General features: G+C 46.2%; 15 protein-coding genes and 1 pseudogene. 4 read left to right on the forward strand and 12 right to left on the reverse strand.

All coding sequences use genetic code 11. The annotated features are described in order from the left end of the window. Positions 1–1,302, reverse strand: coding sequence for a hypothetical protein (locus F7D73_RS14620; protein WP_153125871.1), 1,302 nt, complete (start codon positions 1,300–1,302; stop codon positions 1–3). Between the two features lie 365 nt (positions 1,303–1,667). Between F7D73_RS14620 and F7D73_RS14625 the strand changes: the two genes are divergently transcribed. Beyond that, the gene (locus F7D73_RS14625) at positions 1,668–2,624 is read left to right on the forward strand and encodes a LuxR C-terminal-related transcriptional regulator (protein ID WP_153125874.1); all 957 of its coding nucleotides are present in this window, start codon (positions 1,668–1,670) and stop codon (positions 2,622–2,624) included. Between the two features lie 143 nt (positions 2,625–2,767). Here F7D73_RS14625 and F7D73_RS14630 read toward each other — a convergent pair whose 3' ends face one another. From F7D73_RS14630 to kdsA, 4 genes are all read right to left on the reverse strand, one after another. Further along, entirely contained in the window at positions 2,768–3,376 is a 609-nt protein-coding gene (locus tag F7D73_RS14630; RefSeq protein ID WP_228117762.1) for a response regulator transcription factor, read from the reverse strand. A gap of 47 nt (positions 3,377–3,423) precedes the next feature. Next, entirely contained in the window at positions 3,424–4,695 is a 1,272-nt protein-coding gene (gene cls / locus F7D73_RS14635) for a cardiolipin synthase (protein ID WP_153125878.1), read from the reverse strand. A gap of 57 nt (positions 4,696–4,752) precedes the next feature. Beyond that, on the reverse strand, positions 4,753–5,733 hold the full coding sequence (locus F7D73_RS14640; RefSeq protein ID WP_153125880.1) for a KpsF/GutQ family sugar-phosphate isomerase: 981 nt from the start codon (positions 5,731–5,733) through the stop codon (positions 4,753–4,755). A 114-nt stretch (positions 5,734–5,847) separates the two neighbouring features. Then, positions 5,848–6,600, reverse strand: a complete 753-nt coding sequence (gene kdsA, locus F7D73_RS14645) for a 3-deoxy-8-phosphooctulonate synthase (protein WP_153125882.1) — start codon at positions 6,598–6,600, stop codon at positions 5,848–5,850. A 221-nt stretch (positions 6,601–6,821) separates the two neighbouring features. Between kdsA and F7D73_RS14650 the strand changes: the two genes are divergently transcribed. The 3 genes from F7D73_RS14650 (at position 6,822) to F7D73_RS14660 (ending at position 9,560) form a co-directional block, all read left to right on the forward strand. After that, complete coding sequence (locus tag F7D73_RS14650; protein ID WP_153125884.1) at positions 6,822–7,775, forward strand: ATPase; 954 nt, start codon at positions 6,822–6,824, stop codon at positions 7,773–7,775. Positions 7,776–7,779: 4 nt separating this feature from the next. Beyond that, positions 7,780–7,917 (forward strand): hypothetical protein, encoded by a 138-nt coding sequence (locus F7D73_RS14655; RefSeq protein ID WP_153125886.1) that lies wholly within the window; start codon positions 7,780–7,782, stop codon positions 7,915–7,917. Positions 7,918–8,246: 329 nt separating this feature from the next. Then, complete coding sequence (locus F7D73_RS14660; protein WP_153125888.1) at positions 8,247–9,560, forward strand: glycoside hydrolase family 5 protein; 1,314 nt, start codon at positions 8,247–8,249, stop codon at positions 9,558–9,560. Positions 9,561–9,902: 342 nt separating this feature from the next. Here F7D73_RS14660 and F7D73_RS14665 read toward each other — a convergent pair whose 3' ends face one another. The 7 genes and pseudogenes from F7D73_RS14665 to F7D73_RS14695 form a co-directional block, all read right to left on the reverse strand. Further along, positions 9,903–10,967: a hypothetical protein gene (locus tag F7D73_RS14665; RefSeq protein ID WP_153125890.1), complete on the reverse strand. Its 1,065-nt coding sequence runs from the start codon at positions 10,965–10,967 to the stop codon at positions 9,903–9,905. A gap of 9 nt (positions 10,968–10,976) precedes the next feature. Next, positions 10,977–13,337, reverse strand: a complete 2,361-nt coding sequence (locus F7D73_RS14670) for a cellulase family glycosylhydrolase (protein ID WP_153125892.1) — start codon at positions 13,335–13,337, stop codon at positions 10,977–10,979. Further along, positions 13,334–13,789, reverse strand: a complete 456-nt coding sequence (locus F7D73_RS14675; protein WP_153125894.1) for a T9SS C-terminal target domain-containing protein — start codon at positions 13,787–13,789, stop codon at positions 13,334–13,336. The genes F7D73_RS14670 and F7D73_RS14675 overlap by 4 nt, the downstream gene beginning before the upstream one ends. Positions 13,790–13,904: 115 nt before the next feature. Then, complete coding sequence (locus F7D73_RS14680) at positions 13,905–15,908, reverse strand: IPT/TIG domain-containing protein (RefSeq protein WP_153125896.1); 2,004 nt, start codon at positions 15,906–15,908, stop codon at positions 13,905–13,907. Between the two features lie 19 nt (positions 15,909–15,927). Continuing rightward, positions 15,928–17,301, reverse strand: a complete 1,374-nt coding sequence (locus F7D73_RS14685) for a glycan-binding surface protein (RefSeq protein ID WP_153125898.1) — start codon at positions 17,299–17,301, stop codon at positions 15,928–15,930. A 20-nt stretch (positions 17,302–17,321) separates the two neighbouring features. Further along, the gene (locus F7D73_RS14690; RefSeq protein ID WP_153125900.1) at positions 17,322–19,082 is read right to left on the reverse strand and encodes a RagB/SusD family nutrient uptake outer membrane protein; all 1,761 of its coding nucleotides are present in this window, start codon (positions 19,080–19,082) and stop codon (positions 17,322–17,324) included. 18 nt (positions 19,083–19,100) lie between these two features. After that, positions 19,101–22,388 (reverse strand): annotated as a pseudogene (locus F7D73_RS14695) (SusC/RagA family TonB-linked outer membrane protein). Positions 22,389–22,731: the final 343 nt, after the last annotated feature.

Here is a 22,731-nt window from a genome sequence, read left to right on the forward strand (position 1 = left end):
TTAGAGGAACCATCCTTCATAAGCCACACCGATGTTGATGGCTGGCTCATTGTTGTACTGGCTCTTCAGGAAGCGATGCGAATATTCTGCCTTTACTACAATCTGTTTTACTGGATAGTAGTTGATACCAACTGCCATACGCTTTACATTGGTGTAATCGTATGATGTATTCTTGGTCTTGGAAGCGTATGGATTATAGTGCTCATAACGGCCAAAGAGATACAGTTTCTGGTTGTCCTGACGGAGTTTCTCAATTTGTGAGAAAACATTGTAGCCAGCCTCGATTCCGTATGCAAAGGCATTCTTGCTGACGAATGCTGAGTGATGGAATGGAGAGAGACCATTTAGACGATTAGTAAAGTACTTCAACTGTTTGGCATCACTCAGGTAACCATAGTCTGCCTGACCGCGTACAATCCAATTATAATTATTGTATGTGAAGTCGATGGCTCCGATAGCTACCACACCTTTGTACTTAGATTCTGCTCCATCCTTGTTGTTTGGATAAGAGTTGCCGATGGCATGACCATAGTATCCGCTCAGACCGATGCGTAAGCCCTTGATGCAGTAGTTGTCGATACGGAGGGCTGTACCATATTTGGTTGCAATCTCTCCCTCGGTAGGAGTACCTGGACCCTTCTTGATCCAACCTGTATTGGTAAAGTTGTCTGAGTTCAATCCTGCCAGGAATTGCAATTCATATCTCCAGCCTTTTGTCTTACCCCAGAAACTGATACCTGTCTGATGCCAAGTGCTTGGAAGAACTGTATTCTCGCCTTCCGGACGATAAACAGTGAAGAAATTCAATGGCTCGTGGTAAGCGTTGTTCAAACCAACGGGAACAACGATGTGACCTGCCTTGATGTTAGCCCAACGACCGAATGACTTCTGAATCCAGAACTGTTCGAGTTCGACCTCACCGCCTTTCTCAACTTCCTGTTCCCATTCGCCTCCTTCTTCATCTTCTTTTTCATAGGCCATTCCTACGCCACCATGCTCAAACTCAATCTCGGTACCCATAGTCCAACCCTTTCCGAAGTCGTAACCCAGGTAGATTACTGCATGAGGAATATCAAAACGACCATGACTAGGATCATTCTTGTGCTCGTCTGCCAAACTGTAACGGCTTACGTGATCGCTGTAGAAGTTGCGGCTCATGGCTACCTCGCCATAACCACCCACGCTGAGGCGCTTGCCGTTTACATGCTGCATCACACTATCGGCAGCCACAGTTTGTGCACTTGCTGTTGCCAAACCGGCAACGAGGGCAGCGGACATCAATCCAATTCTTAAACTGTTCATTTTTGTTATATTGAAATTATTTGTTATCTTATTATCCTTATTATAATATAAAGAAAAGAGCGCGGATGTCTGTTTGCGGTCTCGACACTTTAGAGGCCTAGTATCTCCTTAAAGCCCTGAAGCTTGATAAGGAATTACGCAGCTCTGCCGCTCGGGAGTGGCAATCATCACCGCGCTCTTTCTCGATTTCGGGTGCAAAGGTACGGAGTTTTAAAAAATCTTGCAATACCTAAAAATCGGTAAACTACGGCATCCCCATTTCTAGGTATTGCGAGTTTCAAAACTTTTTTGTATATTTGCAGCCGAAATAGAAACATTATGAATGTTCTTGATACAAGGATGTTTTCATTTAAGGATAAAAGAAGATGAAAAATCAGAAGATGTATGAGGCTGATGACAAGATGATCAGCATCATTAGAGACAATTACAACATCTTGCAGAGCCTCGGTAGCTTCGGTATTAACCTGGGCTTTGGCGACAAGACTGTGCGTGAGGTTTGCGACGAGCAGAATGTGGATACCTATACCTTCCTGTCCGTGGTAAACTTGACGATTAATGGTTACAAGGAGTATGACAATGCCGACCGCCTGTCGCTGCCAACCCTCTTGCATTATCTCAAGGCATCGCATGCCTATTACATAGATTTCCAGTTGCCGTTTATCCGTAAGGAACTGGTTGAAGCGCTGGATGAAAAGGATAATCTGGCACGCCTTATCCTCAAGCTTTATGATGATTATGCCCATAGCATCACCAATCACATGAAGTATGAGGAAAAGATGGTATTTCCTTATGTTCAGGCACTTATCGATGGTAATGCCAGTGCGAACTTCGATATAGAGACCTTCTCGAAGCATCATGCTCAGGTGGACATAAAGTTGAAGGAGTTGAAGAGTATCATCATCAAGTATCTGCCTTCGGATGGACTGCATAACAACCAGCTCAGTGCCACCCTCTATGACATCTACAACAATGAGGAATGGCTGATGCATCATTCTGAGGTGGAGGAAGAAATCTTTATTCCTGCCGTGAGAAATGCAGAAATGAAACTGAAGCAGAATGATGTGAGTGCCAAGATTTCGAGCATGATTAACCAGACCCCGATGAGCGACGAACAGTTGAGCGATAGAGAGAAAGATGTGATTGTAGCCTTGGTTCAGGGTATGACCAATAAGGAGATTGCGGAACATCTTTTTATATCTATCAACACGGTAATCACTCACCGCAGAAATATCGCCCGAAAGCTTCAGATTCACTCTCCTGCGGGTCTTACAATTTATGCCATCGTGAACAGTCTGGTTGATATTTCCACTGTGAAACTCTAGTTTTTCTTAGGAAAAGTCATTTGAGAAATGTTATTTTTTATAAAATAATAATGCCTTCCCTGCTGCTTGCGGGGAAGGCATTATCACTATATGTAGGTATGCTATAACCGGGTATCACCATTATTGGGGATAAACAGACCCGTTTAAATCCTGTTGATGTCCACATATCCATGCATTACGGCATAGATGGTGAGTGACGAAACGCTTTTAATTCCTAATTTTTCCTGGATATTCTTGCGGTGAGTAATCACGGTAGTGAGTCCGATGCAGAGCTGATCGGCAATTTCTTTGTTGATTTTGCCTTGTGCTATCAGGGACAGAACTTCGATTTCTCTATCAGTCAACACTTTTTCTTTTGGAGATGAGTCGCCCATCATCGGAATATGTTCACCATGGGGGTGACCTGAATGTTGCAGACTCATCAGTTCCTTGATCAGTTGCGTTTCAGGTACGTTGGTACAGATACAGTGGAAACCTTGCAGTTGCGAATTGGGATCGAAACTGGGAGTCAGTACGATGGTATGGTGACGATGCTTTTCGTCAATGAAGAAGTTGCGATGCGCTAATACAATAGGCATTGCTACAAAATAGTGCATAAACCGCTCGGATACACTCGATTCAAATTCACCGAATGTACCGAAGGTTTTGATTCTTACCATCGGAATAGCGCTTTCCAGCAGACTTTTCAGTCCCAATGCTGCCAGCGTATTATTATCTACAATGGCTAGTTCGGGCATTGATTTCCCAGCCATTACTTTCATCATTTCTTCATTCATTATATCTTCTTTTTTTTATAATTTTATAGGAAAGGGGTCAGGAAGGTGGCTGCAAACCATCCCTTGAATCTCTGCCACCCCGTGCGCCATTCTCTCCAGTTCTTCTCGTTGAGCAGGAAACTGTCTTTCTTCTCTCCATCGAAGAGCTTTACCAGCTGGTCTGTAGTGTAAGGGTCTACAATTACAGCATTCTCTTCGTAATCCCATCTAAGGCTTCTGGCATTGAGATTGGCGCTGCCAACCGTACAGAACTTTCCATCTACCATGATAATCTTGGTATGATGGAAGCCTGGTGTGTACATCCATACATGGCAACCTGCCTTCATCAGTTTATGGGCATTATAGAAACCGCAATCTGGAGTCAATGGAATATCGCTCTTGGTAGAGAGCATGATTTCTACCTTTACGCCTCTTTTTACTGCATTCTTCAGTGCTTTCTTCAGTTTGTGGCTTAGGGTGAAGTAAGGACTGATGAGCTTGATGCTATCCTGGGCATCATTGATGGCATTCACATAGAAATAGCGGATGATATCCTTGGTGATATGGGGCTCACGGTTAATGATGCCTACCGTTTTATGATAGGCGGTAGCAGTGGTGTCGGGCTTGAGATTCTCTACCAGATAATCTTTTTTCTCCTTGCGGTAATACTCATCGCCGTCAATATGCTGACCACTCACCTTGTTCCACATCTTGAGGAATATCTTTTGCAGGGTATTCACCTCGCTACCATCAATGCGGCAGTGCATGTCATGCCATTCGCCTACTACTTCTGTACCATTGATATAATAGTCGGCAACGTTCATACCTCCTGTATAGGCAATCTGTCCATCAATGACCACGATTTTACGGTGATCACGGTTGAAGATGGCATGTACCCATGGAAACTTAACCGGCTTGTATTCATATATTTCAATGCCATTGGCACGTATTTTCTTGAGATGCCGTTTGCGCAACGGCTTGTTGTTGGATGAGTTCCCGAATCCGTCATACAAGGCTCTTACCTTGACGCCTTCCTTTACCTTCTCAGCCAGGAGGTCGAAGAGTAGGGAGGCGATGCTGTCGTTGCGGAAGTTGAAGTATTCCAGATGAATGCTGTGTTTGGCTTGACGGATTGCCTGAAACATATCATCAAATTTCTCCTGTCCGCTCATCAGGAGCGTAACAGAATTATCGTGAGAAAAACTCACACCTTTCCCACGAAGCTGGTTGACTATCAATGAATCGCTGGTCTGTGCGCTGCACAGCGAACTGACAAGCATCAGTGTTATCGTTGTTATTATCTCTCTGAGTCTCATGTCAACTACTAATAATCTATTTGCTATAAATTATTAATTATAAATTATTAATTAAAATCACACCATGCAGGCATAGTGATCAACGATGCCTTTCAAATGATTATCCTTATCTACTACGAGTACTGTATGTACCTTGTACTTATGCATAATGCGCTGAATTTCCGAAATCTTGGTCTTCGGAGTCACCATCTTAGGAGTGGTGGTCATGATGTCGTTCACCGTCTTGTTGAAGAACTCAGCCTGCCATTTCTCCATGGCACGGCGGATATCGCCATCAGTAATCAATCCGATGACACGATTGTCTTCATCAAGCGAGATTCCCAATCCCAGTTTGCCCTTGCTGACGTGGATGATAGCCTCGCCTAGGTGCATCTCCTTAGGGATGATTGGCATATCGTCGCTGCGCATCACATCTTCTGCGGTAGTCAGGAGGCGCTTACCTAATTCGCCACCAGGATGGAACTGTGCAAAGTCGCGCGGCTTGAAGTGGCGTACCTGCATCAGGGCTATTGCCAAGGCATCTCCCATCGCCAAAGCCGCAGTGGTACTGCTGGTTGGAGCAAGGTTCAGCGGACAAGCTTCCTTCTTTACCTTTACTGTGATATGGTGGTTGGAATATTTCGCCAACAGGGAATTTGGATTTCCCGTAATCGAAATAATTGGAACATTCATGTGGAGTACCATTGGAATGAAGCGAAGCAACTCATCGGTCTGGCCACTGTTGCTCAGTGCCAGAACTACGTCTTTATCTGTCATTACGCCTAAATCACCGTGATATACATCCAGAGGATTGATATAGAAAGCAGGTGTACCTGTTGATGCCAGAGTAGCTGCAATCTTGGCACCTATGTGTCCACTTTTGCCTACACCGGTTACGATAATCTTTCCTTCGCAATGATACATCATATCTACTGCCTTCTCAAAATTACTATCCATATAGGAAATTTGATCGAGTATGGCTTGAGCTTCATCACGAAGGGCTTGCTCTCCATACGAGCGGACTGTCATGTTGTCAATATCGTTTATCTTGTGATTCATTATTTTCTAAAATAAATGTTCTTTATTGAATGGAACTGATATACTTAGACAAGTAAACTAATATACTTAGACAAGTAAACTAATATACTTAGACAAGTTAATTAATATACTTTGTTAAGCGAGCAAATCTGCAATGAGAGCCTCCAGCTTGTCTAATTCCAGCATATTGGCAGCGTCACTTTTTCCCTGATCAGGGTCTGGGTGTACCTCAAAGAAGTAACCGGTTGCGCCGAATGCCTTGGCTGCCATGGCCATGGCTGGTACGAACTTGCGGTCGCCCACGGTTTTGCCATCGCCAGCGCTTGGTCGCTGCACACTGTGAGTGCAGTCCATGATGACATTAGGAACAATCTCCTTCATGTCTGGAATGTTGCGGAAGTCTACTACGAGATTATTGTAGCCGAAGCAGTTGCCGCGCTCGGTGAGCCATACTTCCTTGGCACCGCTGTCCAAGGCTTTTTCTACAGGATATTTCATATCTCTTCCGCTCAGGAACTGTGCCTTCTTGATGTTGACAATCTTACCCGTTTTAGCAGCTGAAACCAAAAGATCGGTCTGTCGGCAGAGGAAGGCTGGTATCTGGAGAATATCGCATACTTTGCCTACAGCCTCAGCCTGATAACTCTCATGAATATCTGTGGTGATGCGAAGTCCATACTTTGACTTGATATCGCTGAGCATCTGTAGACCCTTTTCCATACCAGGACCACGGAAAGAGTGGATGCTGGTTCGGTTTGCCTTGTCAAATGATGCTTTGAATATAATGTCGGTTCCTAACTTCTGGTTGATGCGAACGAGTTCCTGAGCTACTGTGTCCAGTAGTTCCATCGACTCGATGACGCATGGTCCTGCTATGAATGTTGCCATAATTATACATGTTTTATTGTTATTGACTGCAAAGTTATTAAAAAAAGAAGAGAAAAGCAAAGATTCATGAACCTTTTTTGAGATATTATCCTTTGGGGCGTATCTTTTTCAATTTATTATGATGATATTTCAATGAAATTCTGTAAATTTGCAGTGTCTTAGACGTTACTTGGATGAATGTTCTAAGGAAGAAATAGTATTGATTAATAGAATAGTCGAAGATGAAACTGATAGCAGATAGTGGTAGTACCAAGACCGATTGGGCATTGATAAGTGACCAGGGGGATGTGTTGATGACTTGTAATACTCAAGGCATCAATCCGATTCATCAGAGTGATGCTGATATATTGCAGATTCTCTGTGATAAACTAGTGTTGAACGAGCAGCCTCAGGAAGTGTTCTTTTATGGCAGTGGTGTAACTGAGGCGATGAAACCTCGTATGCAGTCCTTGTTGCAGCAGTCTTTCCCGGAAGCTAGGGTAGAAGTGGAAGGTGATATGTTGGGTGCTGCTCGTGCTCTGTTTGGTGATAAACCGGGTATTGCCTGTATCTTGGGTACAGGTGCCAACAGTTGTCTTTATGATGGAAAGAACATCGTTATGAATACTCCGCCGCTTGGTTACATCCTGGGGGATGAAGGTAGTGGAGCTGTATTGGGTAAGCTGTTTCTGAATGGTATCTTCAAGGGAACACTTCCTGCTTCTCTCAAGGAGAAATATCTGGCATGGTCAGGACTTGATTACCCTACTATTATTAATAAGGTATATAAAGAGCCTTTAGCCAATCGCTTTCTGGCTTCTATCTGTCCTTTCATTTCCCAGCAGATAGCCGAGGGAGAGAAACATGAAAACGGTAGCGATGAGCTGAACGAAGCCATGGCGCTCTACCGGATGATATTAAGTAGCTTTGACTTGTTTTACCGTAACAATCTAGTTCCTTATATTGATTATGTGAAGGCTAGCGTTGAGGACATCAGCAGGTTGACGTCGGGAGTGAAAGCTTGGGATGCTTCTTTGGGCGAAAATCAGGAAGTAGGGTTTGTGGGAAGCATTGCCCACTATTTCGAATCGCCTCTCAGAAACGTGATGGAAGATGAACATCACCTGAAGATTGCTCTCATATTAAGAGCCCCAATGAAGGGGCTGATTGCCTTTCATTCTCTTCGGAAAGAGTAACAGAATGGCAGTGAAGAAAAAGCTGGTGACGGGTGCTGCCATCAACTCGGGTAAGAACGCCTACGACTGGAGTAAGTACAAGAGTGTCTATGATGCCAATGGCGATTTGCTTGATACCGACTGGGTAGATTCCCAAGTATGACCATCTTCAACCGTGCCAGGCATCAGTCAGCAATGCCAATATGTTGGAGGGTATTCAGGAGGCTGTGAAGGCAGCCGCTTGGCCTGTTAAATAAAGAAAGTTATGTGAAGTTTTTGGGTTTAGCATAAGTGTTCCGGGCGCATGTCGGAGAGTCTTTCTCTGGTGTGCGCCTTTTTTGTGTGTAACATATTCTTTCCCCCAAAAGACAAAAATATGTCCTTGTAACATTATGTACGTATCAGTTTAACAAAACACTACATAGCTATAGCCGTTTTTTCTTTATCTTTGCACCATAACTACATAGAACTATAACAATTTATATAATTAACATGAAAAAAATAGTTATGATTTTGGCGGCAGCTGCCCAGTTTGCATGGGCTAGTGCACAAGTGGCACCTGCTGATAGACGTATGACGAAGATGGAACTTACTGCAAGCCAGTTGGCGCATTATATGGCGCCAGGCGTCAACCTTGGTAATACGATGGAGGCTTGTAATTGGAATGATATCTTTACCAACAACGCCGGCTTGAAGTCGGAGACTTCATGGCAGAATGACAAGACATCGGAAAGTTATATCCGGAGCTTGAAGAAGCAGGGATTCAACAGTCTTCGCATTCCTACCTCTTGGGTGGCTGGTCATATTGTAGACAAGGAGAAGATGACGATAGACCCTGCTTGGATGCTTCGTATCAAGGAGATTGTGGATTACGGTCTCAATGCAGGACTCTGTGTCATCATCAACGAACATTGGGATGGTGGTTGGATGGAGCATGATGCTTTTACCAATCTGGCGAATGTTTCAGAACATAAGGAGATGTATCGCAAATTGTGGGTCAATATTGCCAAACAGTTTAAGGACTATGATCAGCGCCTACTCTTTGCAGCATTGAATGAACCTGGAGTAGGTGGGGGCAGTCCACTGGCAAAGGGTGAAATGCTGGCTCCCGACAGCAAGGAGTTTGCCGACAGACTCCTTGAATATGAGCAGGTGTTCCTGGATGCCGTTCGTTCTACCGGTGGCAAGAATGCCAAACGTGTACTCATCATGCAGTGTCCGAAGACGGAGATAGATCTGGCTGAGAAGGATACCTATGATATTGCCCGTCTCAAGGATTCGGCAAAGAACCGGTTGATGGCAGAGGTACATTTCTATGATCCATATATCTTCACCCTGATGGACAAGGATGCCGATTGGGGCAAGGTGGCACTCTACTGGAAGGGACATGCGCCTGCTGACGATCAGGGGCGTACCGTCAATACCATCTGGTATGACAATAAGAATGTGGATGCCTATCAGCATATTACCAACCAGGTGATGAAGATGAAGAAGAAGTTCGTGGACAAGGGTTATCCTGTTGTCATTGGTGAATACGGTGCCAACCGCAAGGATGCTTCCCTCTATGGGGGAAATCAGAAACTGCATGATGAAAGTATGATGTCATGGTACAGTTCCGTTACTGCCGAGATGCTGAAGGCTGGTCTCATTCCCTACGTTTGGGACATCAATGTGCAGCCTCTTCCTCACATGACGCTCTTCAACCGTGCCAAGGAAGTAGTCTCTGACTCTTATATATTTAAAGGTGTAATGGATGGAGCTGAGATAGGTATGGAAACTTATCACAAAATCTATCCCAAACCATGATATCCGGGGCTCTCAGACATATAGTCTTGCTGGTCAGCAGGTTGACGCTTCTTATAAGGGCGTTGTTATTAAGAATGGATAAAAGTTTGTTCAGTAATAGAGAGTGTTTTTATTTACTCTTAGTTTAATAATTGGTTTAAGTCAAGGGGCTAGGTTGCGGGATGCAACCTAGCCCTTTAAATTACGTCCCGACGTAGCGCTTCTTACGTCCCGATGTAGGAAATCCTACGTCCTCGACGTAGTAACTGCTGCGTCGGGACGCATTTTCAGACCCATCGTGAGGAAAAAATAAACGCAGGCAAATCCACTTTGCCTGCGTTTGTTTTTCAGTTGTTTTACGTCTTAATGTTCCAGATACAAGCCGTTCAGCTTTTCCAGGAACACACTCACTTCATCGTTTACCAACTCCATGAAACCATGGGTCTTACTATTGGAAACTCCAGGATAAGGAGTGTAGTAATGCTCATTGATAGGTTCTCCTGCGTTTCTGCCGAACATCAGGTAAGCGATATGATGCTGTTTAAGTTCCGGCAGGAGTATATCAGCGAAGAGGCTGGAATCACCGATGGATTCAATGCCCGTTGTCATACCAAACGCATTGTTGTGCTCTTGTGCAAAAGGCAAAGCCTGAGCCACGATGTCCTTGAGGCTCTTCTGGTAGAGTGGGAGATTGATGGTATCCTTAGACTGGAGATAAGTGATGTTGATGACATCAATATTGTGGTCTGGATAACGTTCCATCAGTTTCTTGCCTGGCTGGTAGGTCTCCGAATAACCGTAAACCACATTCGTTACTTCCTCATCTGATAAGCAGTCCTGTATCTTCTGATAAAGCTTACTGTAATCTTCCGCACTCAACTGACAGTACCATGCCTTGCCGTCTATCGGAAGGAGATTGAGAATCACCGGAGCCTTGATGCCGTAACCATCTTGCAAGGTATCAAGATATTTTGCCACTTGCTGGGTGTATTCTTCCAGTTTGTCTTCATCTCCGTTGTAGTTCGGCATCGTCCAGTTCATGATGAGCAAGCCTCCCTTGCGGAAGTGATTGAGCACATCTTCCCGGATTGCCTTGAATGGTACTCCATCTGCATTCTGCTGCTTTCCGCTCTCGATGCCGTCCAGTTCATAACCGTTGGCTGCTGGTCGGTAACCGCAGAGTGCCTTCATGTCGCAGCGGTCGCTATCGCATTCCCATCTGTTCCAACCCATTCCGCTTAGGGTGCCGTACATCTGTCCGATGAGGGTTCCCTTGTTGGCGAAAGCCTTGAGGTTGGTTTTCAGATTCTCTGTGCGGGTAGTAAGACCGCTCATGGCAATCTCATCATACGATTTCTTTTTCTTTTCACCGCAGGATGAGAGAGCCATGAGTGCTGCAAAAATCAATAATAAATATTTGATTCTCATCTTCTTTTTTTATTCGTTATAAGCCTTCTTCATGGCTTCTACCACGGTAGGCAAGGTCCACTGTGGAACACTTCTGTCTGTACCGTCGAAGATGCTCATCCAGTAGAAGGTGGCTACACCGTAAGCCTTTGCCTGCTTCACGATGTCGGCAGCCTGGTCGGCAGCAGCCTGAATCTCGCTGGCAGAACTGTTCTTGCTGACGCTCTTGCTTCCGTGAGTACCGTATTCACCGATGATGCAAGGAATGCCCTTGCTGATGAACTTTCTGTTCAGACGGGTGAACATATCAGCGATTTCCTTGCTGCAGGAAGCATCCCACTTGCCTTTGGCAAACCAGTCCCAAGGACCATAGGTGTGAACTTCTATGGCGATATGACCATCCACCTTGTCGGTAGGGATGGCGAGGTTGTTCAATACGTCGTCACCATTAGCTGCAGCATAGGTATTGATGATGAGGTTGCGGGTCTCGTTGTTGCCACCGGTAGCACGTACTGCATTCACGAAACTCTGGGCATATCCGTTCAAACCCTTATAGCTGCTTGCGCTCTTTGGTGCATTCCAGGTGTTGTCGGCATCAAGCATCTCGTTGTAACCTTCGAACACCAGGTGCTGGTCGTAGTTCTTGAAACGGGTGGCAATCTGAGTCCAGAGATATTCAAACTTCTCCTTGTTCTCGTTATAGTTGGCTTCATCAGCCTTGATCCAGTGCTTCACATCCTCATCGTCTGCACCTGTATCATGGTGAACATTCAGGATGCAGTACATTCCGTTATCAATGACGTAATCTACGATTTCCTGTATTCTGTTCATCCAGGCTTCATCCACGGTTCCGTCTTCCTTCATGTGCTGGAACCAGGTAACAGGGATGCGGACGGAATTAAAACCGTTCTGCTTCAGGAAATCTACCATCGGTTTGGTGGTAGGAACCTGTCCCCAAGCTTTCTCGAAATCAGTAACCGAGTTGCTGTTCATGTTCATCCACATGGCAACTACATCTGTGCAGTTGCCGAAGTTGGTACCGATGCCCATGTTCTTCACTGCATCTACTGCACTTTCCTCTACATAGTTTGCATTCAGGTTCACCTGGTCGCGGGTAATCACGTTCTTGCTGCTCAATGCTGCCTTCCACCAGTCGTTGGATGGCATGTTGCTTCCATACCAAGGCATGAAGAAACTCCATTTTGCACCTGCGTTCCATGCCTCATCAATGCCGGCTGTAGTCGTGTTGCTGTTGGCATCAGTACCACATTCTGCCAGGGCTACGAGCTTGCCTGGATAGCGTGCCTGAATCTCCTTGAACTCCTGTGCCTGCTTGGTAGCATCATAACCGTAGAGGTCGCGACCGATGATATCTACATACTTATCGCCTGGATACCAGTCGGCATCATTGTTATAGGTATTGGCATCACCATTGTAGTTCTGTGTGGTCCAAGTCCAAATCAGGTTGTGGATTCCCTTGCTCTGGAAGTAATCAAACATGGTCTGCCAAAGTTTCTTGTAGGTTTCAGCACCATCATATCCCCACCAGAACCAGGACTTGCCCCAGCTGGCACCTGATTTCAGACAGGCATTGCCGGCTGCCTCATGGAAAGGACGCCAAATGGCAACAACGCCTGCATCCTGCAACTTCTGCAGAACTTCCACCACCTTATCCATTTCCTGATAGAACCATTTGTTCTCCCAAGTGCCTGCCGTCAATACGTTGGCAGCCTTGAAGGTGGTTTCGGATGGGGTGCAGGTCACACCGCTACCATCTGTTCCCGGAACTGTGCTTTCTGTCTTAGGCACGTTAAAGTGCCACATCAGCGATACCAGTCCACCCTGGTCTGCCCAGTTGGTGACAGGCGTGATGTCGTTATAGTTGATCCATCCGTTGGAACCCTGCTTAGGAACATAGATATGGATGAAGTCATAGCAGTTCATGGCAGGATATTTGCCTGTTGCCTTATAGATTCTATCAGCTTCCTTGGTGTTCCAGTTGACGTTGGCGATGACCGAAGAGATGGTCTTGCTGCCATAATTCAGCTGCAGATATTTGTAGAGACGCTTGGTCTTTTCTGTAGCTGAAGGGTCAGCGAGATTTACATCGCCCATTTCGCTTTCGTGATAGATAGAGAAGGAGATGTTGTTGATGTCGTTGATATCGTAGGTTTCGAAGGCACCGTATTCTTCCATTCCCGTCATCACGAATCCTACCTTTCCGTCTGCAGTATGAGTGATTTTAGAAACAGGAGTCTTGCCGTCTGCTGTCAGATCCCAGACTTGCGATGTTCCGTTTCTCATGTTGATGGTCAACTTGTCTCCCTTAGTCTGTGCCAAGGCAGTGAATGAAATCATTACTGCCAGGAGTGAGAGTAATAGTTTTTTCATTGTCTTGCTACTTTTATGGATTTGTTATTGATTTTGATAATGTATACGCCGTGGGTCAGTTCATCCAGTGGGATGATAGTCTTGTCGCCGGCGAGAATAGGAGAGAGGCTTACTGCCTTTCCGTCGAGAGCGAAGGCACTCACCTTGTTGTGGGTTCCATCCACGATGATGCGGTCGCCTTCGAAGGCAAACTTACTGTTGGTTTCAATTTGCTGGATGCCCGTAGTGGTACCGTAGGTGAAGGTAGAAACCTTCCACAGTTCGTAACTGGCGGTAGTGGCAGTGGAAGTCACGGTCATCTTGTCATTCCCGAAGGTTACTTCCGGTAGCGTGCTCAATGCAAACTCTACCTTGCTTCCATCGTTGAATGATACAAACAGCGACTTGCCGTCGGCAGCTTTGGCTGAGATGCAGCTCAGAGCTACCAGTAAGGATAATGCTATTTTCTTCATATCGGGTTGATGTTTTGGTTAAAATCAAAAATGTGGCGCAGTTAATATAACTACGCCACAAATTTACAAATTATATTTCACATAAATGCGTTTTTTATGTTAAATATTCCATATCCTATGGAAGGATGGCAATCTTGGTTACATTCTTCATGTCACCCTGGAGAATGAAGGCTGTATCACTCCAGCCGTCAGAGATACTGTTTACTGCTTCCATCATGGCTGCATCGAATACCTTCACAACACAGTTCTGGTCACCATTCCAGTCGGCTACAGTATCAATACCGCCCCAGTTGGCGTTGTTGATCTGAACCTGTCCGGTAGCTCCTGCTTCCTTATAGAAGAGCATCTTGGAACCAACCTTGACACCCAACTTGATGAGGTCTGCCTTCATGATGCGGAAACGACCGGTGTCATCCCAAGTGAAGTTGTATGGATACTTGATGGCGCTGTTGTCCATGTTGTTTGTGATAGTAGCGATATCCTTTTCTGCAGGAACCACCTTGAACTCAGGACCTTCAATCTTGTTGCCGTCTGGGTCTTCCATCACGATCTTGTAGGTACCAGCTTCAGCATTGGCAGGAACCTGGCATACAATCTCAGTATTGGTACGAGATGTATAGCGGTTTACCTTGTAAGAACCGATATAGATGTTCTGGATGTTCTGGAAGTTCTTACCTGTGATGGTAATGTTTGAACCTGCGACAGCTTCACCAGGATTGATGCTTGCGATAGCTGGATCGGTAGCAGCCTTGATGGTCAGCATATCCTTCACCTCAATGGTTGTACCATTCTTCAGGTTGAGCTTGAAGCCTGTACCGGCGCAAGCTGCAGGAACGGTTACTCCGAGGGTATTGGCTGTTCCCTTAACCTCTACGGTCTGCTCTACATCGCCAGGGAAGGTGATGCTAGATACGAGGTCGAGGTCTGTACCCTTGATGATGGTCTTCTCACCAGCTGTGATAGCTGCTGGTGTGCAAGAAGCTACGGTTGGCTTCACCAAAGTATAGGCTACTGTTACAGTCTTGCCGTTGGCGAGACTCAATGTGATATCGCCTTCCTGTGCATCCTCAGGAACAGTAGAAGTTACCTTGGTTGTCTCTACCTTGTTGAGCTGAGATGTAGCTGCATTAGGGAATGCGATGCCTGTAATCAGATCCATATCCTTACCGGTAATGGTGAGTTCTGCACCATTCTTCACTGGGTTAGGAGTGGCAACGAGCTGGGTAGGAACTACGGTGATGATGTTGCCTACAGGAACCTCGATACCGCTCTTGGTTACTACATAGAAGGTACCGTCTGTAGCCTTGGCTGGAACAGCAACAGTAATCTCTGCTACGCTCTGTGACTTGAAGTCGGCTGCATTTACAGTAGCGCCCTCAAACTTCACGCTGACAATCTGGTCGAATGAAGATCCCTTGATGCTGAGAATTTCGCCTGCCTTGATGTTGCGGTCCTTGATAGGAGTAGCTTCTGGAGTATTGATGGTCAACTCTTCCTTGGTCTCCAGGGAAGTACCGTCCTTGGTGGCGTCTGTCAATGTGATGACACCTGTACGAGCCTCTGCCGGAATCTTCACCTGGATGGTATAGCGGTCGTGGCTTTCAAATTCTGCCTCCTTGATGGTATCGCTACCTTCGAAGATAACGCCGTGCATCAGGTTGAGGTAATCACCCTTGATGGTTACTACGTCGCCTACATTACCTACCATATTACCTTCGCTACCTACGAAGAACTTGGTGATTTCGATGTCCTCACGATAGGTGATAGGAGATACGGATGTAATCTCGCCGCCCTTCTTGGTCTTCAGGACAATTTGACCCGGTTCGCATTTCTCGGCAGGAACCTGGATGGAAATCTTGCTGTTGTAACCGCTCTGGAGAATCTCGTATGCGGTGATAGGATCTGCACCTGGAAGGTTGACAGACTCAATCTGGTCCAGATTGGTACCATAGAGATATAAGGTACCGCCACGAAGAACTGGGCATGGACCGAATGACTGGAGAGAAATCTCGTTACCATACTGGTCGGTAGAGAGGTCATCTCCTTCGTTACACGCTGTCAGCGATAGTCCTGCGAGGACTACCACCAACATTGCGAATATTTTACTTATCTTTTTCATATCAATTCAGATTATAAGTTTATTTGTTTGGAACCACACGGATGTTGTCAATCTTGATGATTGGATTACAGTCCACACCGGTAGGCAATACGCTGGCATCATTGTATGCACCCTTGACAACAAAGATGTTGAAGGCACTGAAGTCGTTCACACCTGTATAGCTCAATCCCTTGTTACCATCGTAGTCATAGACGAAGTCTGTCAATGGGATGGTAACGGTTACCCACTTATCCTCAGTGTTATATGTCTTGTCGTCTGTATTCTGCCAAGGCATGTAGAGGGCACGTGCCAGTTTACCTTGGTCGTGGAAGAAGGTGTTGTTGGCTCCTGCCAATACGTTACCATAGATATCCTGTACACCTGCCGCACCATTGGAAACCTGGCTGACGCTACCGAAGTAAATCTGCATAGGAGCAGCCGACCAACCGTTGTCCTTTGGTATGCACATCTCAAACTTCAGACTCATGTTCTTCCAGTCGCTGAAGTCTGCAAGATCCTGCATACGTGGACGGCTGGAATAGGTCTCTGGGTCCTGCCAGCTTCCTGGCCAGTACTCGAATGAGAAGTTACCGTCGTTCCAGCCACCATCTGCGCCCATGGCTGTCTCACCGAGAACCATGTAGTTGCCTGAGAGTGATGTGCCATCGGATGTGATGGTACGATTGTGCCAACCATTGTTGCCCAATACATCTCCACCTTCCTTCCAAGGAGTATCAAAGTCGAAGAGCATACCGCGGTTGTCCATATAGCGGAAGCCTGCCTTGGTTGTACCATTGATGGTAGTGATGTAGATAGGCTCATGCTTAGGCATATCTTCTGGTATATTGAACTTGATGCTGTTCTGGCTGATCTTCAGGTCCTCGTAAGGAATGGTGTAGTTATCACCCACCTTGATAGTCAGATGACTGTTGTCGTAATCCAGGAAGTAGTCGCCCTTGATGGTTACTTCTTCGCCTGGAGCTGCCCACTCGTTGCTCATGCTGTTGATGGTTGGAGCTGGCACGATGGTCTTGAAATCGTATGCCACGGTGTCCTGCTTGCTGGTGATGAAGTAGATCTTATCACTTACCTCGTTAGGGATAGCCTTTGGCACGGTTACGATTATGGTGTTGTCCGTCATGTAACTGGTGTTCAGGACTGCTGCCTGGTCGTTGAAGTTGATCTTGGTCACACTTTTCAGGTTTCTACCCACAATACAGATGGTATTGTTGAGAGATGCACCAGTAAGCAGTGAGTCCTTGCTGGCAGCATCCACAGGGCGAACATAATCGATGGTAGGAGTTCCGCCTGCAACTTCATACTTGTCTGGCTCGTCCTCGCAAGAAGTGAATCCTGCGCTGGCTGCAACAAGTGCCATGGCGAATAAAGCCCCATTTATATTCTTGATATTCATAATGAAATTCTCTTAATTGATTAATAACTATATGTGTTACGTACATCTACATGGATTGGAGTAGCATTGCTACCCAGGTTAGGGTTCAGGGCTACATCCTCTGTTGGGAATGGCAAAGTAAAGCTGTTGGCTGTTACGTTAGGTGCTGGTGTATTCTCATCATACTGCATCTCAGAGCTGTCCCATGTGCCATTGTTGTAGTATGCCTTGTAAACTGCATCGCAATTCCACATAGCATTGCGGTGCTGTGCCTTCAATTCCTTGATGCAGCTATCTACATCGTAGTATGCACGGCGTACATAGTCGTACCAGCGGTCGCCTTCACCGGCAAACTCCAGGCGACGCTCCTTCCAGATGTCATCGAATGTAAGAGAGGTCTTTCTTACGAATCCCTGCCACTCGTATGCACGGCCACGAACCTTGTTGAAGCAATCCAGGGCAAGTGCATCGGTATTGTTACCCATCTGTACCTGTGCCTCTGCATAAATCAGATAGATGTCTGAAAGACGGAGGAGCGGAGTAGGGAGAGCATTTGACATACGGCCTGGCGTGATGCCCAACTCAGCCTTGTGGTCTGCGTTGTCGCCATAGAGATGCTTTACGTTGTTTCCGCCGCAAGGACCCTGGCACTGACCGGTAGCTGCTGTATTGTAATCCTTGTTATACCAGAAATCCAGATAAGAGAATCCCTTCTTCAAACCATCCTTCTGTGCATTGGCTGGAAGATCGTGGTCTCTCCAGAAGTATGAATATACATCGCCTGGCATCATGATAGTTGCCTTGCGGCGGTGGTCAGGATCTATACGACTGCTAGGATCATCCTTAGGAGATACACCGAAGGCTTCCATTAAGTCAACGGATGGACCGCCCCAACCGCCCCAGCAGTCACCATTCTCGTCGAAACCTTCTGGAGCCAGGTCGCTCTGGAGGGTATTCTGAGAAGTCCACTGAGAACCTACTGTCCAGCGCCATGCTATCAAAATCTCGTCGCAGAACTGGTTTGAGCCACGGAAGATATCTTCGTAGTGCTCCATCAATCCTCTGCCTGAGTTCTCGATGACATCCTTTGAATATTCGGCAGCTTTCTTCAAATCTTCCTGGTTCAGGGTGCCTGAAACACCAGCCTTGGTCAGATAAACCTTACTGAGCAAACCTTCTGCACTATAGTAGTCGATACGGCCTGTAGTGCTCTTTTCCTTAGGAAGAAGTTCCATCGCTTTTTCCAAGGTCATGATGATATACTCATATACATCAGCCTTTTCTACCTTGCTCAACTGGTTGTAGTCACCCTTGCCAAGTGTCTCTGAGTTGCTGTGGATGATAGGCACATCACCGAAGGTACGTACCAGGTAGAAGTATGCCATCGCCTTCCAGGCAAGACACTCGCCCATGCACTGGTTTTTTACCTTTTCTGAGGTGTTGATGGCGTTCTTCAATGATTCGTAAACGGTACTGCAGTGACCAATCTCTGCCCAGAGAGTGTAAGACATGTTCACCAGGTCCTCATCGGTACCGTTGGTACTGAAGTTCATGTAAGGACTTGATCCCCAGTACATATTACCTGACATAACCTCACCAATCTTGATGAAACCACGCTGGAAGTCATACCAAGGTGAGTTGTAGAGATAGTTTACGCCAGAGATGCAGGAAGCATCACCGTTGTAATAGTTCTCTGTGTTGTAATTGTCCTCTACCGGCTTGTCAAGGAAGTCACCGCAAGAGGTCATTCCCATACCGAGGAGCATTACAAATGCTGTATATTTAATATTCTTAAATTTCATAACTGTTCGTTTTGGATATTAGAATGATAAGTTCAAACCAAATGTAACGGTGGTTGGAGAAGGGTAGCGACCGAAGTCCAGACCATATACATTCGCACTCTGAGTAGAGAGACCTACCTCTGGGTCGTAACCGCTGTAACCGGTGATGGTAAAGAGGTTAGACGCTGTGAGAGTCAGTCGGAGATTGGTCAGACCAATCTTCTGGATGAGCTTCTGGTCGAATGTGTATCCCAGAGCCATGCTCTTCAAGCGGAGGTATGAACCATCCTCGATATAACGGTCGCTGAATGCGTCGTTATCGTTAGGGTCGTTGATGGATGCACGTGGGTACATTGAGTTTGGATTGTCAACGGTCAGATTAGAGATGTTGTCATACCAATTACCTGTCTGGTTACCATCCTTGGCTACGAGGTGAACTCGCTTGTTGACATCTTTCAACTGGTTGCTCCATGGAGAGTTCATGTGAGTCATCTTCATGTTCAGATAGTTGGCTACCTTGGCGCCTACAGAACCATTGATGAAGATATTCAGGTCGAAGTTCTTGTAGCGGAAGGTATTGTTCCATCCGAAGGTCCACTTAGGGAGTGGAGAACCGATGTTGGTCTTATCATTCTCGTCGATGATACCATCGCCGTTGATATCCTTGTACTTCAAGTCACCTACATAGGTGGTGTTGCTGCGGCTGAACTTAGATGGATCGTCAATCCATGCATAGTGCTTGGTGCCATCTGCATCTGTTGTTACAGAGATTGGGTTGTTCTTCTGCAGGGTCTGTACTGGAGAACTGATGATATCGTTGTAATCCTTATATACTCCCTCTACTACGTAACCGTAGAAGTTGTAGAGTGATTCACCTGGTGCAGAACGGGAAACAACGTCGCTCCACTGTCCCTTACCGAGCAATGCGGTACTGCCGGAAAGACTCTTCAACTTGTTCTTGTTGATAGAGATGGTGACGTCTGAACTCCAGTCGAAGTCCTTGGTGACGATAGGGTGGGTGTTGAGGGCAATCTCAAGACCGGTATTCTCGATGTCGCCATAGTTTCCGTATGGTGCAGCGAGGGCTGAAGATGCATTACCGCTGGTACCCATGATGGAAGGCAGGTTGAGCTGCATCAGCATGTCCTTACTCATCTTCTTGTACCAGTCTACGGTCAGGTTCACACGGCTGTTGAAGAAACCGAGGTCAAGACCTACGTTCCACTGCTCCTGAGTCTCCCACTTGATATCGAGGTTCTTCAGATTGGCAGGACGGAAGCTGGTCCCCAGGGCTGTATCCATGGTGCTCATGGCAGAACCCCACTTGTAGCCTCCGATATTGGAGTTACCTGTCTGACCCCAACCGAGGCGCAGCTTACCATTACTCAGCCACTTGATGTCCTTCATGAACTTCTCGTTGGTGAAACGCCAACCCAAAGCCAATGAGTGGAAACCTGCCCAACGGTTGTTAGGACCGAAGTTGGAACTACCATCATAACGATAGGTATAGGTAGCGAGATAACGGTCGTCGTAGTTGTAAGTCTCACGGGTGAAGAAGGAAGCCATGGAAGAACTTCCCCAACCTGCACCAATCTGAGGATCACCCTGACCCAAAGCTGGATTGTGAACTACATCGTTAGGAAGGTTGGTATTGAATACTGATGTATAATCATATCTTGATTCCCAGCATTCCTGTCCGAGCATGGCAGTGATGCTATGTTTGCCGAGGTTGGTTGTATATTGCAGATAGTTGTTCAATGACCAGAAGGTATTGCTGTTCTTCTGCAGACGGCTTTGGTTGCTCTGACGCTTCCAGGTTCCGAGGTCAATCATCGGATTATAGGTCTCACCTTTGGATGCACCGATATCGAAACCTAACTGGCTGTGCCAGGTCAAGCCCTTCATCAGGGTGATATCTGCAAAGACACTACCGTTTAAGCTCTGACGGTCGAGCAGAATATCGTCTTTCATAGCCATGGCGATAGGGTTAGGATTGGTGAATCCTTCCTTAGATACGCTTGAGTAGCCGCCATCAATATTGTAAATCTGGATATCTGGAGGTGTAGTCAATGAGTAGTTGATCAAACCTTCTTCACCGTCTGCCAGTTTCAAGCTCTCTGATGTCTTTGAATAGGTAGCATTCAGTCCGAGCTTGAACCATTTCTTCAACTGTGCAGAGAGGTTTACGCGCATAGAGTAGCGCTGGAATTCAGAACCGATGATGGTACCGTCCTGGTCTGTCCAGTTGCCTGAGATATAGTAGTTTACCTTATCAGTACCACCCTCTGCGGCTATCTGGTGTGACTGCTGCCAAGCGGTCTGGAAGATAGCATCCTGCCAGTTGGTACCGATACCGAGGATAGAAGGGTCGCTATATACTGGGTCTGGCTTGGAGATTTCTCCCTGGTTGGCGAGGTCGTTGTATTATTCTGCAAACTCGCGCAAGTTCATGATATCCAGACGCTTGTTCTGACGGCTTGCAGCTACGCTACCAGTATAGGTAAACTTAGCTTCGCCAGCCTTACCCTTCTTGGTGGTAATCAAAACGACACCATTGGCACCCTGTGCACCATAAATAGCGGTAGCAGAAGCATCCTTCAATACCTCCATGCTGACGATATCGCTAGGGTTGATCAAAGACAATGGAGATACGGCTGAGTGAGAACCATTACCGAGCTTGTCACCCAAACCGAGTGATGAACCGCTGTTGCTCTGAGAATTGAAGATGACACCATCTACAACGTACAATGGCTCTGAGTTGGCGTTGATAGTAGCGATACCACGCACGCTAACGGCTACGGCAGAACCTGGCTGGCCGGAAGTCTGGACAGCGTTCACACCTGAAATCTTTCCCTGGAAAGCCTGGTCAAAGTTGGTAATAGGAGTCTGTTTCAATGTCTTTTCGTCCATAGAAGCGGAAGCACCGGCGAGGTCGCTCTTCTTCATGGTACCATAACCTACAACCACTACTTCCTGAAGACTGTTGTTGTCTTCGGTCAAAGTAATGTTGTATTTGTTCTGACCGCCCACCTTGAATGATTTGGCGATGTATCCTACGTAGGATACTTCAACGGTCTGTCCGGCAGCTACATTCAGCGTGTAGTTACCGTCCATATCTGTGACAACGGCATTTTTGGTGCCCTTAACTTTTACGGTAGCACCGATGATAGGACCCATTTCATCGGTAACATTACCTGTAATCTTCTTTGCTTGTTGAACAGCCTGGCTCGTTGTGATCTGGGCTGCGAAAGTTTGCTGAGGAGAGATGCCGAGAAAACTCAGGGCAGCTACGCCAGCAAGCAACTTTTCTCTACTTTTGATGTTCATAAACTTTTTGTTAGTTGGTTAAAACAGTTTGGCGTTTCCTCTGCCTGTCGAGCAGTTCATCTTCAAACACTTCTTTTTCGAAGATGCTCTCGTCATTTGGAGGAGATTCCAAACGGATAATCGCTCTCTGGTTCATCCTTTGCCCATACATCTTGATGGGGAGGAAAGCAAGAGGCTTGCTCTAGGTTGCCTTTTCTTGTTTCATTGTTGTGATTGTTTTTATATTGTTTATTCTTGTAATTTCTTATCTTTTAGGCTACTTTCGTATTCCGGTGCAAAGATAGCAGTTTTTTCCGAAAAATTCTGCCAAAACATTCAGAATAGCTAAAAATGAGCAATTTAC

This window comes from Segatella copri, assembly GCF_009494395.1.
In the GTDB taxonomy this organism is placed as follows: Bacteria; Bacteroidota; Bacteroidia; order Bacteroidales; family Bacteroidaceae; genus Prevotella.